Origin of the sequence: Avibacterium sp. 21-599 (genome assembly GCF_026226765.1) — a bacterium.
GTDB lineage: Bacteria > Pseudomonadota > Gammaproteobacteria > Enterobacterales > Pasteurellaceae > Avibacterium.
This window is the reverse complement of the sequence record NZ_JAKKOB010000001.1, coordinates 1,675,522-1,693,590: the sequence shown is the minus strand read 5'-3', so window position 1 is coordinate 1,693,590 and position 18,069 is coordinate 1,675,522. Positions and strand designations below refer to the sequence as shown.

The 18,069-nt window shown below is 39.5% G+C and carries 16 protein-coding genes; 11 read left to right on the top strand and 5 right to left on the bottom strand.

Features of this window, described 5'->3' with window-relative positions:
• The first annotated feature begins 84 nt into the window (after positions 1-84).
• Entirely contained in the window at positions 85-912 is an 828-nt protein-coding gene (gene dapD, locus L5B83_RS08100; protein ID WP_265778107.1) for a 2,3,4,5-tetrahydropyridine-2,6-dicarboxylate N-succinyltransferase, read from the top strand.
• Between the two features lie 53 nt (positions 913-965).
• Complete coding sequence (locus L5B83_RS08095; protein WP_265778106.1) at positions 966-1,124, top strand: hypothetical protein; 159 nt, start codon at positions 966-968, stop codon at positions 1,122-1,124.
• A gap of 176 nt (positions 1,125-1,300) precedes the next feature.
• Here the strand turns inward: L5B83_RS08095 and L5B83_RS08090 are convergent, their stop codons facing one another.
• Together L5B83_RS08090 and cls are read right to left on the bottom strand one after the other, a co-directional pair.
• Positions 1,301-1,954 (bottom strand): histidine phosphatase family protein, encoded by a 654-nt coding sequence (locus tag L5B83_RS08090; protein ID WP_265778105.1) that lies wholly within the window; start codon positions 1,952-1,954, stop codon positions 1,301-1,303.
• A 36-nt stretch (positions 1,955-1,990) separates the two neighbouring features.
• On the bottom strand, positions 1,991-3,454 hold the full coding sequence (cls, locus tag L5B83_RS08085) for a cardiolipin synthase (RefSeq protein WP_250350260.1): 1,464 nt from the start codon (positions 3,452-3,454) through the stop codon (positions 1,991-1,993).
• 34 nt (positions 3,455-3,488) lie between these two features.
• Here cls and L5B83_RS08080 point away from each other — a divergent pair, with 34 nt between their 5' ends.
• From L5B83_RS08080 to L5B83_RS08060, 5 genes are all read left to right on the top strand, one after another.
• Positions 3,489-4,187: a TIGR01621 family pseudouridine synthase gene (locus L5B83_RS08080; protein ID WP_265778104.1), complete on the top strand. Its 699-nt coding sequence runs from the start codon at positions 3,489-3,491 to the stop codon at positions 4,185-4,187.
• Between the two features lie 75 nt (positions 4,188-4,262).
• Positions 4,263-5,252 carry a phenylalanine--tRNA ligase subunit alpha gene (gene pheS / locus L5B83_RS08075; protein WP_250350258.1) on the top strand — a complete coding sequence of 330 codons (990 nt, stop codon included), beginning with the start codon at positions 4,263-4,265 and terminating at the stop codon, positions 5,250-5,252.
• Between the two features lie 31 nt (positions 5,253-5,283).
• Positions 5,284-7,671 carry a phenylalanine--tRNA ligase subunit beta gene (gene pheT, locus L5B83_RS08070; protein ID WP_265778103.1) on the top strand — a complete coding sequence of 796 codons (2,388 nt, stop codon included), beginning with the start codon at positions 5,284-5,286 and terminating at the stop codon, positions 7,669-7,671.
• Between the two features lie 4 nt (positions 7,672-7,675).
• A complete protein-coding gene (locus tag L5B83_RS08065) occupies positions 7,676-7,972 on the top strand; it encodes an integration host factor subunit alpha (protein ID WP_103855875.1) in 297 nt (98 codons plus the stop codon).
• 69 nt (positions 7,973-8,041) lie between these two features.
• Entirely contained in the window at positions 8,042-8,545 is a 504-nt protein-coding gene (locus tag L5B83_RS08060) for a C40 family peptidase (RefSeq protein WP_265778102.1), read from the top strand.
• A 101-nt stretch (positions 8,546-8,646) separates the two neighbouring features.
• Here L5B83_RS08060 and ttcA read toward each other — a convergent pair whose 3' ends face one another.
• From ttcA to L5B83_RS08045, 3 genes are all read right to left on the bottom strand, one after another.
• The gene (gene ttcA, locus L5B83_RS08055) at positions 8,647-9,597 is read right to left on the bottom strand and encodes a tRNA 2-thiocytidine(32) synthetase TtcA (RefSeq protein WP_265778101.1); all 951 of its coding nucleotides are present in this window, start codon (positions 9,595-9,597) and stop codon (positions 8,647-8,649) included.
• 162 nt (positions 9,598-9,759) lie between these two features.
• Positions 9,760-10,077: a BrnA antitoxin family protein gene (locus L5B83_RS08050; protein ID WP_250350254.1), complete on the bottom strand. Its 318-nt coding sequence runs from the start codon at positions 10,075-10,077 to the stop codon at positions 9,760-9,762.
• Positions 10,046-10,336: a BrnT family toxin gene (locus L5B83_RS08045; RefSeq protein WP_265778100.1), complete on the bottom strand. Its 291-nt coding sequence runs from the start codon at positions 10,334-10,336 to the stop codon at positions 10,046-10,048. Before L5B83_RS08045 ends, L5B83_RS08050 begins: the two co-directional genes overlap by 32 nt.
• A 167-nt stretch (positions 10,337-10,503) precedes the next feature.
• Here L5B83_RS08045 and mukF point away from each other — a divergent pair, with 167 nt between their 5' ends.
• The 4 genes from mukF to L5B83_RS08025 all read left to right on the top strand — a co-directional run bounded on the left by mukF (position 10,504) and on the right by L5B83_RS08025 (position 18,067).
• A complete protein-coding gene (gene mukF / locus L5B83_RS08040) occupies positions 10,504-11,829 on the top strand; it encodes a chromosome partition protein MukF (RefSeq protein ID WP_250350252.1) in 1,326 nt (441 codons plus the stop codon).
• A gap of 11 nt (positions 11,830-11,840) precedes the next feature.
• Complete coding sequence (gene mukE / locus L5B83_RS08035; RefSeq protein WP_265778406.1) at positions 11,841-12,569, top strand: chromosome partition protein MukE; 729 nt, start codon at positions 11,841-11,843, stop codon at positions 12,567-12,569.
• Entirely contained in the window at positions 12,569-17,116 is a 4,548-nt protein-coding gene (mukB, locus tag L5B83_RS08030) for a chromosome partition protein MukB (protein WP_265778099.1), read from the top strand. The genes mukE and mukB overlap by 1 nt, the downstream gene beginning before the upstream one ends.
• Before the next feature lie 78 nt (positions 17,117-17,194).
• Positions 17,195-18,067 carry a DMT family transporter gene (locus tag L5B83_RS08025; RefSeq protein ID WP_265778098.1) on the top strand — a complete coding sequence of 291 codons (873 nt, stop codon included), beginning with the start codon at positions 17,195-17,197 and terminating at the stop codon, positions 18,065-18,067.
• The last annotated feature ends 2 nt before the right edge of the window (positions 18,068-18,069 follow it).

Here is an 18,069-nt window from a genome sequence, read left to right as displayed (position 1 = left end):
AAACAATAACAGGTGAGTTTTAGGCAGAAATATGATAAAAATACCACCTTGTTTTAATTTTTACATTTGAATAGGAAACAAAATATGTCAAATTTGCAAAATATCATTGAAGCAGCGTTTGAGCGCCGTGCTGAAATCACTCCTAAAACGGTAGATGCAGAAACGCGTGCGGCTATCGAAGAAGTCATTGAAGGTTTAGACAGCGGTAAATACCGTGTTGCAGAAAAAATTGATGGTGAATGGGTTACCCACCAATGGTTAAAAAAAGCGGTATTGCTTTCTTTCCGCATTAACGACAACCAAGTGATTGACGGTGCAGAAACCAAATATTACGACAAGGTCGCCCTTAAATTTGCAGACTATGACGAAACACGTTTCCAACAAGAAGGTTTCCGTGTTGTGCCTTCAGCAACTGTGCGTAAAGGTGCATATATCGCAAAAAATGCCGTATTAATGCCATCTTATGTAAACATTGGTGCTTACGTTGGCGAAGGTACAATGGTGGATACTTGGGCAACCGTAGGTTCTTGTGCGCAAATTGGTAAAAATGTTCACCTTTCAGGTGGTGTAGGTATCGGTGGCGTATTAGAGCCATTACAAGCTAACCCAACCATTATCGGCGACAACTGCTTTATCGGCGCACGTTCTGAAGTGGTTGAAGGCGTTATCGTAGAAGACGGCTGTGTAATCTCAATGGGCGTATTCATCGGTCAATCTACTAAAATCTATGATCGCGAGACTGGCGAAATTCATTACGGTCGCGTACCAGCAGGTTCTGTAGTCGTTTCAGGTAGCCTTCCTTCAAAATGCGGTAAATATAATCTCTATTGTGCAGTAATCGTGAAAAAAGTTGATGCGAAAACCTTAGGTAAAGTAGGAATCAACGAGTTATTGCGTAGTATTGATGAGTAATATTTAATACTAATTGATCAAAAATAAAAATCTGTATAAATGTGAAAATATTTATGCAGATTTTTTTATTTATAGTCAGCCAAAGACTGGCTATAAAAACCATACGCTATAATTTATCCCTTGAAGCCAATGGTATTTTTGAGGATAAAATTGAACGAGATGAAAGTTATTTGGTGGTCATCATAAGGAAAAATGCGGATGAAGAGCGGTAGGAAAAGTTGCTGTTTTGGGATTAATTTAGGGACATCAAAGAATAACTTAAAATCTTGTAAAAATGGTGTGGAATTTAGGGTTAATCTACTACAGCCCGAATACTTAAATAAAGGAAGCCAATAACAAAGGAAGTGGGGGAAAGGCATTTAAGAAAATAAAATGCCTTCCTCTTTTTTTACCTGAATAACGACAAATGCTCTGTGCTATTCACCGTTTCTAATACAAAACGCCCCGCACTTTCGTTTTCAGCTTGTTCATAACGCACAATGCTAATAGAGGTATTTGCCAAGCGTGTTACTCGCGGGTTTTCACGGTGGTTTTGCCAAGTTGAGCCGTCAAATAAAGCGAGCAATAAATGTAGTGTATGACCGTGAGAAACCACCAAAATATTGCCTGAATGATGTACTTGAATAATTTCATCAATGGCTTTCATTGCCCGTTTAGCTAATTCGCCGAAGGTTTCGCCACGATTGCTTTTAGCCTGAAAATTGGCGGGATCTTTGGTCATTTGTTGATATTCTTCGTTTTGACGAAGGTGGCTCACTAATGCCCCTTCCCAAGAACCAAAGCTATGTTCATTTAAGCCTTTATGTTGAAAAAAGGGAATATTTCGTTCGCCAATAATGTATTCTGCGGTATCCATCGCGCGTTTTAACACACTTGAATAGGCTGCGACAAAGGGAATATTGGCTAAGTGTTTGCCTGTTTTCATTGCTCCTTCAATGCCTTCGGCGATCAGTGGTGAATCGCCTTGTCCTTGTAATAAACCTTGTTCGTTCCAAACGGTACGTCCGTGGCGGACGAAATAAAAGGTAAGCTGTTTTTTCATTACTATCCTTAAAAACGTTGAAAATTTATACCGCACTTATAAAAGTGGGCTGAATAAGAAAAATAAACGTTCGATAACGCGTTGATAAACAGGACGTTTTACCCAATCTTTATAGGTTAATAATGAAGAACTTTGGCGGTAATTTTCTTGCAAGAGGGTAACTTCATTAGCAAAAGTTTGATCTTCCACTACCATTGTGACTTCAAAATTTAACATAAAACTGCGCATATCCATATTTACCGTTCCGACTAAGACAAGGCGGTTATCAATCAACACACTTTTGGTATGTAATAGCCCTTGTTCAAATTGATAAATTTTTACTCCAGCAGCAAGAAGATCTTCAAAGAAAGTACGGCTCGCCCAGCTAACCATTAAAGAATCATTTTTCTTTGGAAGAATTAGCGTCACATCAATACCGCGTAACGCCGCAATGCGTAATGCTTCGGCAATGCTATGGCTTGGCACAAAATAAGGCGAGGTAATCGTGATGCTTTTACGCGCGGAGAAAATCGCAATAGAAAGGGATTGCGCCATTAAGTCATCTGGAAATCCCGGGCCTGTCGCAAGAATCTGTACGGCGTGAGAATTGTTCTTCTCTATGGGTAATAAAGGGCAATTAGGCAACTGCAATGGGATTTCTTTATCACTTTCAATTTGCCAATCCCACGCATACAGCCCATTTAGCACCGCTGACACCGCACCATTAATACGCACCATAATATCCACCCATTGCCCAACGTGGCTGTCTTGTTTGAAATATTTCGGATCGACCATATTCATACTGCCTGTATAAGCAATTTGATTATCGATCACTATAATTTTGCGGTGTTGGCGTAAATCAATACGACTAAAAAACATCCGTAGTAAATTAACGTGTAGCGCTTCAGTGATTTCAATGCCACTTTCTTTCATTTCACGGCAATGTTTACTTTTCAAAAATTGACGACTGCCTACACTATCAAGCAATATTCGCACTGTTACACCGCGCTTTTGTGCGGCAATTAGCGCGTGTTGCACGTCTTCCACTAGGCCGCCATTCCACCAAATATAAAACACCATATTGATGCTATGTTTGGCTTGATGAATATCATCAATAATGCTTTTTATGATACTTTCTGGCGTCTCTAAAATATGCAGTTCATTACCCAGCACACAAGGAATGTTTAAGCGACTTTTAGCTAAGTCAAAAATTGGGCGATAAAGCAGAGTATTATGGTGATTGATTAATTGCGGGCATTGTGAAAAATCGCCAAACCATTGATTAAATTTCGGTGCAAGTAAACGAAATGCCTTTGCACGTTTTGTCCCTAATTTCACTTCGCCAAATACTAAATAGGCGATAATGCCTACCACGGGGACGAGATAAATTATCATCAACCAAGAAAGGGTAGCTGAAACGGATTGTTTTTTAATCACCAATCGCATTGTAATGGAGATCGTTAAAATCCAAATCAGAACAGGGATGAGATATGCTATAATCTGTTGAAAAGTAAAATTCATTTATTTTTAACCGCACTTTTATAAACGTCTAATTATGCCAGAGATCACAACGCCAATGTTTGACATTGTTTTTCAGCACGCTGATTTTATCATTATTCACAAGCCTTGTGGCATTTCCGTACATAAAGATGAGCAAGAGGTTGGTCTAACCACCTTAATGGCTCAACAATTAAATTTACCCCAAGTTTGGCTGGTGCATCGCTTAGATAGAGCAACATCAGGATTGTTGATTTTAGCATTGAATAAGCAAGCTGCGGCAACGTTGTCTGGGTTATTTGCTAGTCATCGCATCGCGAAAACCTATCTGGCGCTATCCACTGAAAAGCCGAAGAAAAAACAAGGACGGATCATCGGGGATATGCAAAAATCGCGTAATGGGACGTGGAAATTATGCCAAAGCAAGGAAAATCCTGCCATCACCCGTTTTTCTTCGCTAAGCTGTGAACCCAATTTACGCCTGTTTATGTTATTTCCGCAAACAGGCAGAACCCATCAGCTACGAGTGGCAATGAAAAGTTTAGGAAGTCCCATTTTAGGTGATGAACGCTATGGCGGAAATAAGCAAAAATCCGACCGCACTTATTTACATTGTTATCAGCTTGAATTTACTTATGAAAACCAGCAGATTTGTGTGAAAGCCTTACCAAAAACAGGTGAATTTTTTACCGCACTTTCCGTGCAAGAAAAAATTCAACAATGGGAAAGGCAGAATAATTGCGAAAAGCCACAATAAAAACGTGATTTTTTAAGGCGTTAGTATTATCATTAAGAAATTTTTCAGATGTTATATTGTTATTAGAGGATAGGTATGCAACACCTTAAAGAAATTACCGAACAGGCAAAAGAAGCGATTGAAAAATTGCACGATAAAAGCCTTGAAACGCTAGATGCCATTCGTGTGGAATATTTTGGGAAAAAAGGGCATTTTACCCAATTAATGCAAGGATTGCGTGATGTGGCGGCGGAAGAGCGTCCTGCAATGGGGGCAAAAATCAATGAAGCGAAACAAAAAGTGTTAGATTTATTAAACACCAAAAAAGCACAATGGGAAGAAGAGGCCCTTAATGCACAGTTAGCGAAAGAGAGTATTGATGTCAGTTTGCCGGGGCGTAAAACAGAATTAGGTGGCTTACACCCTGTTTCAATTACCATTGAGCGTGTTGTAAAATTTTTCTCTAACTTAGGTTTTAGTGTAGAAGTTGGGCCTGAAATTGAAACTGATTATTACAACTTTGATGCACTAAATATTCCGGCTCATCACCCAGCCCGTGCCGATCACGATACGTTCTGGTTTGATGCAGAGCGTTTATTGCGTACCCAAACCTCTGGCGTACAAATTCGTACAATGGAAAAAATGCGTCCGCCAATTCGTATTATGGCACCGGGACGTGTATACCGTAATGATTATGACCAAACCCACACCCCAATGTTCCACCAAATTGAATTACTTTATGTGGATAAACACGCTAACTTCAGTGAATTAAAAGGCTTATTACACGATTTCTTACGCGCCTTTTTTGAAGAAGACTTACAAGTGCGTTTCCGACCGTCCTATTTCCCTTTTACAGAACCTTCTGCAGAAGTCGATGTGATGGGTAAAAACGGCAAATGGTTGGAAGTGCTAGGTTGTGGAATGGTTCACCCAAATGTGTTGCGTAATGTTGGTATTGATCCAGAAGAATATTCTGGCTTTGCGGTGGGAATGGGCGTAGAACGTTTAACGATGCTACGTTACAATGTAACAGATTTACGTTCATTCTTTGAAAATGATCTCCGTTTCTTAAAACAATTTAAGTAATTGAAAACCGAATTTAATGTAGAGAAAGAATATGAAATTTAGTGAATTATGGGTGCGTGAATGGGTTAATCCTGAAGTTAGCACGGAACAATTATGTGATCAAATTACAATGCTTGGACTCGAAGTCGATGGCATTGAAGCGGTTGCTGGTGAATTTAATGGCGTTGTTGTTGGGGAAGTGGTGGAATGCGCTCAACACCCTGATGCTGATAAATTGCGTGTAACCAAAGTGAATGTTGGTGGTGAACGTCTATTAGACATTGTATGCGGTGCGCCAAATTGCCGCCAAGGCTTGAAAGTAGCTTGTGCTGTAGATGGTGCTGTATTACCGGGTAATTTTAAAATTAAGAAAACTAAATTGCGTGGTCAGCCTTCTGAAGGAATGCTATGTTCATTTAGTGAATTAGGCATTTCTGACGATCATAACGGTATCATTGAATTACCAGCCGATGCACCGATTGGGACGGATTTACGTGAATATTTACAATTAAATGATAACAGTGTAGAAATCAGCTTAACGCCAAACCGTGCCGACTGTTTAAGTATTGCGGGCATTGCCCGTGAAGTGGGTGTGGTAAATAAGCAAACAGTCAATACGCCTGAGATTCAGCCCGTTGTAGCAACCATTACTGATAAAGCACAAATTGATCTGTTAGCGCCAGAGGCTTGCCCACGCTATTTATTGCGTGTGGTAAAAAATGTGAACGTTAAGGCGCAAACGCCTATTTGGATGCAAGAAAAATTACGCCGTTGCGGTATCCGTTCTATTGATCCAGTGGTAGACATTAGCAATTACATTTTACTTGAATTAGGGCAGCCAATGCACGCCTTTGATGCGGCTAAAGTGAGCCAGCCTGTACAAGTACGTATGGCGAAAGAAGGGGAAGAATTAGTCCTGTTAGATGGTACAACCGCCAAACTTCAACCCAATACACTTCTTATTGCCGATCAAAATGGTCCATTAGCAATGGCTGGCATTTTTGGTGGTGAAGCAAGCGGAGTAAATGGCGAAACAAAAGACGTTATTCTTGAATCCGCATTCTTTGCTCCGTTAGCTATTACAGGGCGTGCAAGACAATATGGCTTGCATACTGATGCTTCTCACCGCTTTGAACGCGGCGTTGATTTTAATTTACAACGCGATGCAATGGAACGAGCAACCGCATTATTATTAGCAATCTGTGGTGGACAAGCTGGCGAAATTTGTGAGGTGGTAAGTGAAGTGCATTTACCTAAAGTGAAACAGGTTCAATTACGCCGTGAAAAATTAGATCATCTACTAGGGCATTATATTCCAACTGAAACGGTTACTGATATTTTGCAACGCTTAGGGTTACAAGTGAGTTATCAAGACGGTTTATGGACAGCGATTTCACCAAGCTGGCGTTTTGATATTGAAATTGAAGAAGATTTGATCGAAGAAGTCGCCCGTATTTACGGTTATAACAATATTCCGAATAATCCACCATTAGCGCATTTACAAATGAAACCAATGCCTGAACATTTATTAGAATTGGTTCGTGTTCGCACGGCATTTGTAGATAGTGATTATCAAGAAATTGTATCTTATAGCTTTGTTGATCCTGAAGTTCAGCAATTATTATACCCACAACAAGAGGCATTAATTTTACCAAATCCAATTTCGCGTGAAATGTCTGCTATGCGTGTTTCTTTATTACCGGGCTTACTTACCACCATTGCTTACAACCAAAATCGTCAGCAAAATCGTGTACGTATTTTTGAAGGTGGATTACGCTTTATTCCTGATAGCCAAGCAGAAAGTGGTGTTCGTCAAGAATACGTTATTGGCGCTGCGATTGTAGGGGATAAACGTCCAGTTCATTGGGAACATAAAGGCGAAAATGTGGATTTCTTTGATCTAAAAGGGGATTTAGAACGCATTTTATCGCTAACAAAGGCTGGAAATCGTTTGCGTTTTGTTGCAAAATCATATCCAGCGTTACACCCGGGACAATCCGCTGCCATTATGTTGGACGATAAAGAAATCGGTTATATTGGTACCGTACATCCAAAAGTCGTGCAACAGCTTGGTTTGTCAGGTAAACCAATTGTATTTGAAATTGAATGGGCGGCGATCGCAGAAAAATCTGTGCCAAATGCCAAAGAAATTTCTCGCTTCCCAGCTAATAAACGTGATTTGGCCGTTGTCGTGGATAGCGCAATACCGGCTGGCGATGTGTTAGAAGTTTGTCGTCAAGCAGGCGGAAAACAGCTTGTGAACCTAAGTTTATTTGATGTTTACCAAGGGGCAAATTTACCACAAGGTAAGAAAAGTTTAGCGATTAGCTTAACAATTCAAGATACGGAAAAAACCCTTGAAGAGAAAGAAATTAATGCGGTAATTTCAGCAGTATTAGACGCATTAAAACAACGATTTGATGCTTATTTGAGAGATTAATATTATGACATTGACCAAAGTTGAACTAGCTGACAGCTTAATTGAAAAGCATAATCTAAATAAACGTGATGCCAAATTATTGGTAGAAAGTTTTTTTGAGGAAATTCGCGTAGCGTTGGAAAGTGGGCAAGATGTGAAATTATCGGGTTTTGGTAATTTTGAATTACGTGATAAAGCCTCACGCCCGGGACGCAACCCTAAAACAGGGGAAAGCGTACCTGTTTCCGCACGTCGCGTCGTGGTGTTCAAACCCGGTCAAAAATTACGTTCTCGAGTAGAAAAATCAAAGCCAAAGGCTTAAATATTTATGTGATAAGAAAGCTATCTTTTTTTAGGATAGCTTTCCTTTTATTTATTTTGTAGGTAAAAAATGCGTTTAGCTAAATTTATTTTAGTTTCCCTTGGTATTGCTGTCTTAGTAGCTTGTTCAGGGTCTCCACATTCAGTAAATCATTCAGATTCTGATGAAAAAATTTCTTATCAGGGACGACTTGATGATCCAATTATGACAATCGCCTTATTAAGTGAACATCAACGAGAATGGGCTGGCACGCCTTATCGTTTAGGCGGGCAAAGTCGCCGTGGTATTGATTGCTCTGGATTTGTGCAAAAAACATTTCGTGATCGTTTTAATATTCAACTTCCGCGTACGACAAAAGAGCAAGTGAAATATGGTATAAAAGTGCCAAAATCACAAATTCAAACAGGAGATTTAGTCTTCTTTAAAACAGGGCGAGGGCCTAATGGCTACCACGTTGGGATTTATGTTAAAGATGGCCAATTCCTGCACGCATCAACTAAAGGGGGAGTGATTTATTCTTCCCTCAATAGCCCTTACTGGACGCGCACTTATTGGCAAGCGCGTAGAATGTAAAATTGCATTTATAAAAATAGAGACATAGAAAAGTGCGGTGGAAAATGTTAATTTTTTTCACCGCACTTAATTTTTTACCCACTTTCTAATTCGCTTTACGTTTAATTCACTTCCTTAAACGCGATCATTTCATTTTGGCTAAAATCGGTTTGTTCTTCTTCATCTTGGTATAATGGGGTAGCAGGTAGATCTTGTTTATCAAAAGCAATATCGCCTTCCACGCCGTCTAACTGTTGTCCACGTTGAATATCTTTGAAATTAAATAAATTTTTATCGCATAAGTGAGAAGGTACGATATTTTGCATTGCACTAAACATCGTTTCGATACGCCCCGGATATTGGCGATCCCAAGTCTGTAACATTTCTTTTACCACTTGGCGTTGCAAGTTGGGCTGTGAGCCGCAAAGATTACAAGGAATAATGGGGAATTGTTTGGCGATAGCATATTTTTCAATATCCTTTTCTTTGCAATAGGCCAGTGGACGAATCACAATTTGTTTGCCATCATCGCTAATTAATTTGGGTGGCATTGACTTCAGTTTGCCACCATAGAACATATTTAAAAATAGGGTTTCCAACATATCATCACGATGATGACCAAGAGCAATTTTGGTTGCGCCAAGCTCTGTGGCAGTGCGGTATAAAATCCCACGTCTTAAGCGTGAGCAAAGAGAGCAAGTGGTTTTGCCTTCTGGAATTTTTTCTTTCACAATGCCGTAGGTGTTTTCTTCTACAATTTTGTAATCTACGCCGATGCGTTCTAAATATTCAGGTAAGACGTGTTCGGGGAAGCCGGGTTGCTTTTGATCTAAATTTACCGCCACAATGTCAAAATGAATCGGTGCGTTAAGGCGTAAATTGAGCAAAATATCAAGCAAAGTGTAGCTATCTTTTCCACCAGACAAGCACACCATTACCTTATCGCCCTCTTCAATCATATTAAAATCAGCAATGGCAGCCCCTACATTACGGCGTAGGCGTTTTTGTAACTTATTGAAATTGTAGATTTGTTTCTTTGTTTTTTCGTTTTGAGAAGTTAAATTTTCACTCATTGGATTTATTATTCAGTTATATCAATTTAAAAAACTTGCGTATAGTAAGGGGTAATGGAATTTTTTCCAATAGGAATATGCAGGATTTAGGTCTTTTTAGGTAGCTAAAAAAAGATGAACGTTTTTGACCGCACTTTATTATGATGATGCGGTCATTGATAATTATACTGAGTGAATATGCTGGAGAAGTACTTCATTGATGCGTGATTGCCAACCTTTTCCAGTGGCTTTAAAGGCTTCAATGACTTCTGGTGATAAGCGAATAGTGATAATTTGTTTGGTTGGCGCTTTTTGTTTACCTCTTACTTTTGGTTTTATATGCCCTTGTTTTTCCATTTCAGTTTGATGTGCAAGCACCATATTGACAAAATAATCAGGCATTGTTTCTTGTAACGATTTCATTTGTGTAAAGTCACTTTGCTGTAATTCTCGGGCTTCCCCCTCAACATTAATTAGTGGTATGTTTTTTTCTGTCTTCATATTTTTTGACCTCCCTTGCATTTGCTTTACGGAAGCTAATCACTCGAATTCCTGTTTTTATTGGCGTAAATACAAGAATATGTAATCGCGCTGTTGTACCCACATAACCCGCGGCTAAAAAACGCGGTTCGGGATAATCTTTTCTCTCATCAGCAATAATCATTGCGCTATCCCAATGAAAATAACGCGCCATTTCAAACGAGAGTTGACGCTCTTCAATATTGCGCTGATTTTTCTTTTGATCAAATTCAATTTCCATTTTGAATGTTAAATCAAATAACCATTTCTTTATTGTAAATACATTTTGCTAAATGACAAGTTTTTGTAAACATTTTTGGTAAAAAATCGATCTACAAGATCCGTAAAAAATCCTGTATAATCAAATACAATTTTTGTCTAATTTTTATTTGCTTGTGAGAATACACAATGCTTGAAACATCACAAACAATCCCTGAATTGGTCTCTTGGGCAAGAGAGCGAGAATTCTCGCTTAATTTGCCGACTGATCGTTTGGCGTTTTTATTGGCTATTGCGATTTATAACAATGAACGTTTAGACGGTGAGATGTTAGAAACGGATTTAGTGGATATTTTCCGTCATACCGCATCAGCCTTTGAGCAATCCCCCGATAATATTGCTACCCGAGCCAATAATGCGATTAATGAATTAGTGAAACAGCGTTTTCTCAATCGTTTTAGTAGCGAATTCACCGAAGGTTTGGCAATCTATCGTTTAACCCCATTGGGCGTTGGGGTTTCGGACTATTACATTCGCCAGCGTGAATTTTCTGCGTTACGCCTTTCTGTCCAGCTTTCTATTGTGGCAGATGAAATTCAACGTGCTTCTGAAGCGGCAGAAGAGGGTGGAGATGAAAATCATTGGCGACGCAATGTGTTTGCGCCATTAAAATATTCTGTGGCAGAGATTTTTGACAGCATTGATTTCTCACAACGTGTGATGGATGAAAGTCAGCAAAGCATTAAAGATGAAATTGCAGAGCTATTAACCAAAGATTGGCAAGCAGCGATTTCAAGCTGTGAACGTTTATTAGATGAAACCTCAAGCAATTTACGTGAATTACAAGACACTCTCAATTCCGCTGGAGATAAACTGCAAGCACAATTATTGCGTATTCAAGATTGTGTGATCGGACAGCAGAATCTCTATTTTATCGATCAACTTATTATTGATTTACAAGCAAAATTAGACCGCATTATCAGCTGGGGGCAACAATCTATTGATTTGTGGATTGGTTATGACCGCCACGTACATAAATTTATCCGTACAGCGATTGATATGGATAAAAATCGTGTGTTTTCGCAACGTTTACGCCAATCTATTCAACATTATTTTGAAAATCCTTGGTATTTATGGACGGCACAAGCAGAACGTTTAGTAGATTTGCGTGATGAAGAGCTTGTATTACGCGAAGAAGATGCGCTAGGGGAGTTGCCAGAAGCATTACAATACGAAAGTTTGGCTGATTTGCACGAACAAATTGTTGAACATATGCAAGCTCTATTAATTGCTTATCGCGAAAATCATCGTCCTATTAATCTTAGCCTTGTGTTAAAAGAACAGTTAGATAATTATCCCGTCGAACGACATTTTGATGTAGCAAGAATTATTGTCGATCAAGCTGTACGGCTAGGAATGGCGAGTGGTGATTTAAGTGGCGTATATCCACAATGGGAAGAAATAAATCAGGCGGGGGCTGAAGTACAAGCCCATATTATTGATGAATATAATTAAGAGAAAGAATGATGACAGATCAGTTACAAGATATAATTTCAGTAAAACAAGCTCAAGCCATTGCAAATCCTCTTTTTCCTGTTGTGGACAGCCAATTACGAGCGGGAAGACATATTAGTATTGAACAGCTTGATAATCACGCTTTTTTAATGGATTTTCAATATGAGTTGGATCAATTTTATCGCCGTTATAACGTAGAATTAATTCGCGCGCCAGAAGGTTTCTTTTATTTACGTCCAAAAGCAACAACATTAATTGCGCGTTCTGTTCTTTCCGAGCTAGAAATGCTTGTGGGAAAGGTATTATGTTACTTGTATTTAAGTCCAGAACGTCTTGCTCAACAAGGTATTTTTACCACACAAGAAGTTTATGATGAATTATTAAATCTTGCTGATGAAAGCAAACTGTTAAAAACCGTCAATCAGCGTTCTTCAGGATCTGATTTAGATAAACAGAAATTAGCTGAAAAAGTACGAGCAGCACTTAACCGCTTACGCCGTCTAGGAATGATTGCTACCGTAGGGGATCAGCATAGTGGTAAATTTGTGATTTCAGAAGCGGTATTTCGTTTTGGTGCTGAAGTGCGCGCAGGTGATGATCCAATGGAAGCACAATTACGCTTAATTCGTGATGGAGAAGCGGCAACACCGCAATCCTTACAAGATGAGAAAAGTGCGGTACAAAATGACGCTGAAAATGTAGATGAAATAGAAGAAATTGATGAGGAAGGGGAAGAATAATGAGCAAAGCATTTGAATTAGAAAGTGATAATTTAACCCTTGATAGTGAAGAAATGGAAAATCATCAACCTGAAGAATTAGACATTATTGAAACAGTGCAAGCAGAACAGCAAGATACGCCTGCTCCCATTGCTCAAAATGTCGAGCGTGGAAAATTCCGCTCACTGACCCTCATTAACTGGAACGGTTTTTTTGCCCGTACATTTGATTTAGATGAGTTAGTCACGACCTTATCAGGGGGGAATGGTGCGGGGAAATCAACCACAATGGCTGGTTTTGTTACCGCGTTAATTCCTGATTTAACCTTATTGCACTTCCGTAATACCACAGAAGCTGGGGCAACTACGGGGTCACGCGACAAAGGATTGCACGGCAAGCTCAAACCGGGTGTCTGCTATGCAGTATTAGATGCAGTGAATTCTCGTCATCAACGTGTTTTAGTCGGGGCGCGTCTACAACAAGTTGCTGGACGAGATAAAAAAGTTGATATTAAAACCTTTTCTATTCAAGGGCTAAGTCTTGCACAAACACCAACAAGTGTTTTAACTGAAACGGTCAATGAACGTCAAGCAAGGGTACTAACGCTTAATGAATTAAAAGAAAAAATAGAAAACCTTGGCGCACAATTTAAACAATATCATTCCATTACAGATTATCACGGAATGATGTTTGATTTAGGGATTATTCCTAAACGTCTGCGTTCTTCTTCAGATCGTAGCAAATTTTATAAACTCATTGAAGCCTCGCTTTACGGAGGAATTTCCAGTGTGATTACTCGCTCCTTGCGTGATTATTTATTACCCGAAAACTTAGGCGTCCGTAAAGCCTTTCAAGATATGGAAAGTGCATTGCGTGAAAACCGTATGACCCTTGAGGCAATTAAAGTTACGCAATCGGATCGTGATTTATTCAAGCATTTAATTACAGAAACCACCAATTATGTGGCGTCAGATTATATGCGTAATGCCAATGAACGTCGCGGCAATGTAGAAAGTGCCTTAACACATCGTAAGGAATGGTATTTAGCAAAATCAGAACGCGATTTATCACAACATCGCTTAGTGGATTTTAGCCGTGAATTGGCGGAACTTAACGAAAATGAGCAAACCCTTGAGGTTGATCACCAAAGCGCACTCGATCATCTTAATTTGGTGCTAAATGCGTTACGTCATCAAGAAAAAATCTCGCGTTATCAAGATGATGTAGAAAGTTTACGAGAAAAATTAGAAGAACAAAAATTTGCGGTAGAAGAAGCATCAGAACAGCACGAAGAAAGCCAAGCGCAGTTAGAACAATATGAACAAGAAGTGGATCAACTACGTAGCCAATTAGCGGATTATCAACAAGCACTAGATGCCCAGCAAACCCGTGCGTTGCAATATCAACAGGCTATTCAAGCACTTGAAAAAGCCAAAACCCTTTGTGGATTGGCTGATCTTTCTACTAAAAATGTGGAGGATTATCACGCTGAATTTGTCGCGCAAGCGGAAGATTTGACGAATAACGTTCTAGATTTAGAGCAAAAAATGTCGATTTCCGAAATGGCGAAATCGCAGTTTGATAAAGCCTATCAACTTGTTTGCCAAATCGCAGGCGAAATGCCACGTTCTGCTGCGTGGGAAAGTGCAAAAGCATTATTGCGTGAATATCCAAGCCAAAAAGTGCAAGCGCAACAAACACCGCAACTTCGTGCCAAATTACACGAGTTAAAACAGCGTTATCAACAACAGCAAAGTGCGGTGCGTTTATTGAAAGAATTTAATCAGCGAGCCACATTAGAACTTGAAACCGCCGATGAAATTGAAGACTATTATGCGGAGCAAGAAAACCTTGTTGATGAGCTAAATGAAGAATTGGCAGAACAGGTGGAACAGCGCTCAACCCTGCGTCAAAAACGTGAGCAGTTGAATGTCCGTTACAATGAAAATGCCAATAAAGCCCCTGCGTGGCTTACCGCGCAATCAGCGCTAGAACGTTTACAAGAACAAAGTCATAGTCAGTTTGCTGACAGCCAAGACGTGATGAATTTTATGCAATCACTCTTAGTTAAAGAACGAGAATTAACCATCAAACGCGATCAGTTAGAGCAAAAACGTCAGCAACTTGATGAGCAAATTTCTCGTTTAAGCCAGCCAGATGGTTCTGAAGATCCGCGTTTAAATGTATTAGCAGAACGCTTTGGCGGTGTGTTACTTTCTGAGCTTTATGATGATGTGCCAATTGAAGACGCACCTTATTTCTCCGCATTATATGGCCCTGCTCGTCACGCGATTGTGGTACGCGATTTAGACGCTGTGAAAGCGCAATTAGCGCAACTTGAAGATTGCCCAGATGATTTATACCTTATCGAAGGTGATCCAAGTTCTTTTGATGACAGCGTATTGTCCGCCCAAGAGCTAGATCTAGGGGTTGTGGTTCAGGTGTCTAACCGTGAATTACGTTATTCAAAATTCCCTGAAATTCCATTATTTGGCCGTGCCGCACGAGAAAAACATTTAGAAGCCTTACAAATTGAACGTGATGAAGTATCGGAACACTATGCCGAATGTGCTTTTGATGTGCAAAAATGCCAACGCTTACACGAACATTTCAGCCAATTTGTTGGTTTGCATTTAGCCCTCGCATTCCAGCCAAATCCTGAAGAATTAATGGCACAAATTCGCCGTGAACAAGGGGAAATCGAGCGTGAATTAGGGCAGTTTACTACCACTGAACAACAAATTCGCCTTAAATTAGACAATGCAAAAGAAAAATTACAGTTATTAAATAAACTGATTCCGCAACTTGGCGTCCTTGGTGATGAAAGTTTATTAGATCGTATCGAAGAATGTCGTGAGCAATTAGATTTAGCAGAACAAGATGAACGCTTTATTCGCCAATATGGCGTGACATTGTCACAGCTTGAACCCATTGCCAATACATTACAAAGCGATCCAGAAAATTATGAGCGATTAAAAGCTGACTATGAACAAGCAAAACAACAACAAAAACAAATTCAACTACGTGTTTTTGCTTTAGCCGATGTGGTACAACGTAAAGCCCATTTTGATTACAAAGAAAGCGTTCAATCTGAAACCTCTGAATTAAATGAGCAGCTTCGCAATCGTTTAGAGCAAATTCAGCAACAACGTGAACAACAACGCGAACAAGTTCGTCAAAAACAAATTCGTTTTGCCCAATATAATCAAGTTTATATTGAGCTGCGTAGTTCCTATGAAGAAAAAAATAAAGTACTGAATGAATTGCTTGAGGAAATCAGTCAGCTTGGCGTACGCGCAGATGATGGGGCAGAGCAACGGGCGCAAGCACGCCGTGATGAATTATCGCAACAACTTACCACCGTGCGTAATCGTCGCCGTTATTTGGAAAAACAATTAACCTTAATTGAAAGCGAAAGTGAAAATCTTAACCGCCGTATTCGTAAAGCAGAACGTGATTACAAAACACAACGTGAATTAGTGGTGGCGATGAAAGCAAGCTGGTGTGTGGTGCTACGATTATCACGCAATAATGATGTGGAAAAACGTTTAAACCGCCGCGAGTTAGCATATCTTTCTGCTGATGAATTACGTTCAATGTCAGATAAAGCCCTTGGTGCGCTGCGTACTGCCGTAGCCGATAATGAATACCTGCGTGATGCGTTGCGTTTATCTGAGGATAATCGTAAACCAGAAAATAAAGTGAGGTTCTTTATTGCGGTGTATCAACATTTACGTGAGCGTATTCGTCAAGACATCATTAAAACAGATGATCCGATTGATGCGATTGAACAAATGGAGATCGAGTTATCTCGTCTAACTGCAGAATTAACAAATCGTGAGAAAAAACTCGCGATTAGTTCCGAAAGTGTGGCGAATATTATGCGTAAAACCATTCAACGCGAACAAAATCGCATTCGTATGCTCAATCAAGGCTTACAAAATATTGCCTTTGGTCAGGTGAAATCGGTGCGTTTAGTAGTTAATATTCGTGATACTCACGCAATGTTGTTAGATGCGTTATCCGATCGCCACAATGATTATCAAGATTTATTCTCAGATAACCGCATTACTTTCTCCGAAGCCATTGCGAAATTGTATCAACGCTTAAATCCGCATATCGATATGGGGCAGCGTACCGCTCAAACTATTGGTGAAGAGTTATTGGATTACCGCAATTACCTTGATTTAGAAGTTGAAGTGTATCGTGGCGCAGATGGTTGGTTACGTGCAGAAAGTGGTGCATTATCAACGGGTGAAGCTATTGGTACTGGGATGTCAATTTTACTAATGGTGGTACAAAGTTGGGAAGAAGAAAGCCGTCGTATTCGAGGTAAGGATATTGTTCCTTGCCGTTTATTATTCCTTGATGAAGCGGCACGTTTAGATGCGAAATCGATTTCTACCTTATTTGAACTATGTTCTCGTTTAGATATGCAATTATTAATTGCAGCACCTGAAAACATTAGCCCAGAAAAAGGAACCACTTATAAACTGGTACGTAAAATCTCAGGTAATCAAGAACAAGTTCACGTAGTGGGATTACGTGGGTTTGGTGCAACACACTAAGTTATATTAAAGTGCGGTAAAAAATAAGGGTAATTTCTACCGCACTTTAAATTTCTTTCTTTTTACTAAGGATAGCGAATGGCTTATTTATTTCTTGCTATTGCTTGTAGTGTGGCTGTCTCCGTATTATTAAAAGTCGCACGGAAGTTTAATATCATCATTGAACAGGCAATCGCATTCAATTATCTTATTGCCCTGTTATTAAGTTATTTTTTATTACAGCCTAATTTTCAAGGACAAGGCTTCACCGAGTTTATTGTACAAAATGAAAATAGTGCCATTTTCTTAGCTCTAGGTTTATTGCTACCGAGTGTATTCATTATTATGTCTAAAGCGGTTGAATTTGCTGGCATTGTACGCTCTGATGCAGCGCAACGTTTATCCTTATTTCTGCCTATTTTAGCTGCCTTTATATTATTTGGCGAACAGCTCAGTCAATCACGTATTATCAGTTTAGTTTTGGCTTTTTCTGCGTTATTTTGTTTAATCAATAAACCGTGCGAACAGCAACTTTCTGTCAAAGCGGGATTGAGCTTGCTTGCTGTTTGGTTAGGCTATGGTGTCATTGACATTTTATTCAAACAAATGGCCAAAATGGGGAATGCCTTTCCAACCACCTTGTTTATTGCGTTTGCCTTAGCAATGTGCGTGATGTTTATGTATTTATTGATTAAACGAACCCAATGGAATGGCGCAAGCTTATTAGCTGGAATTGTACTCGGTGGGCTAAATTTTATGAATATTCTATTTTATATTCGCGCCCATCAAAGTTTCAGCCAAAACCCAACGCTCGTTTTTGCTGGAATGAATATTGGTGTGATTTGTCTTGGTACGCTTGTAGGCGCAATAGTATTCAAAGAAAAAATAAGTAAAATTAATGGGGTAGGCGTAGTACTTGGTATTTCTGCCATTCTCAGCCTATTTTATTTAGAACCTTTTTTAACAAGGTAAGG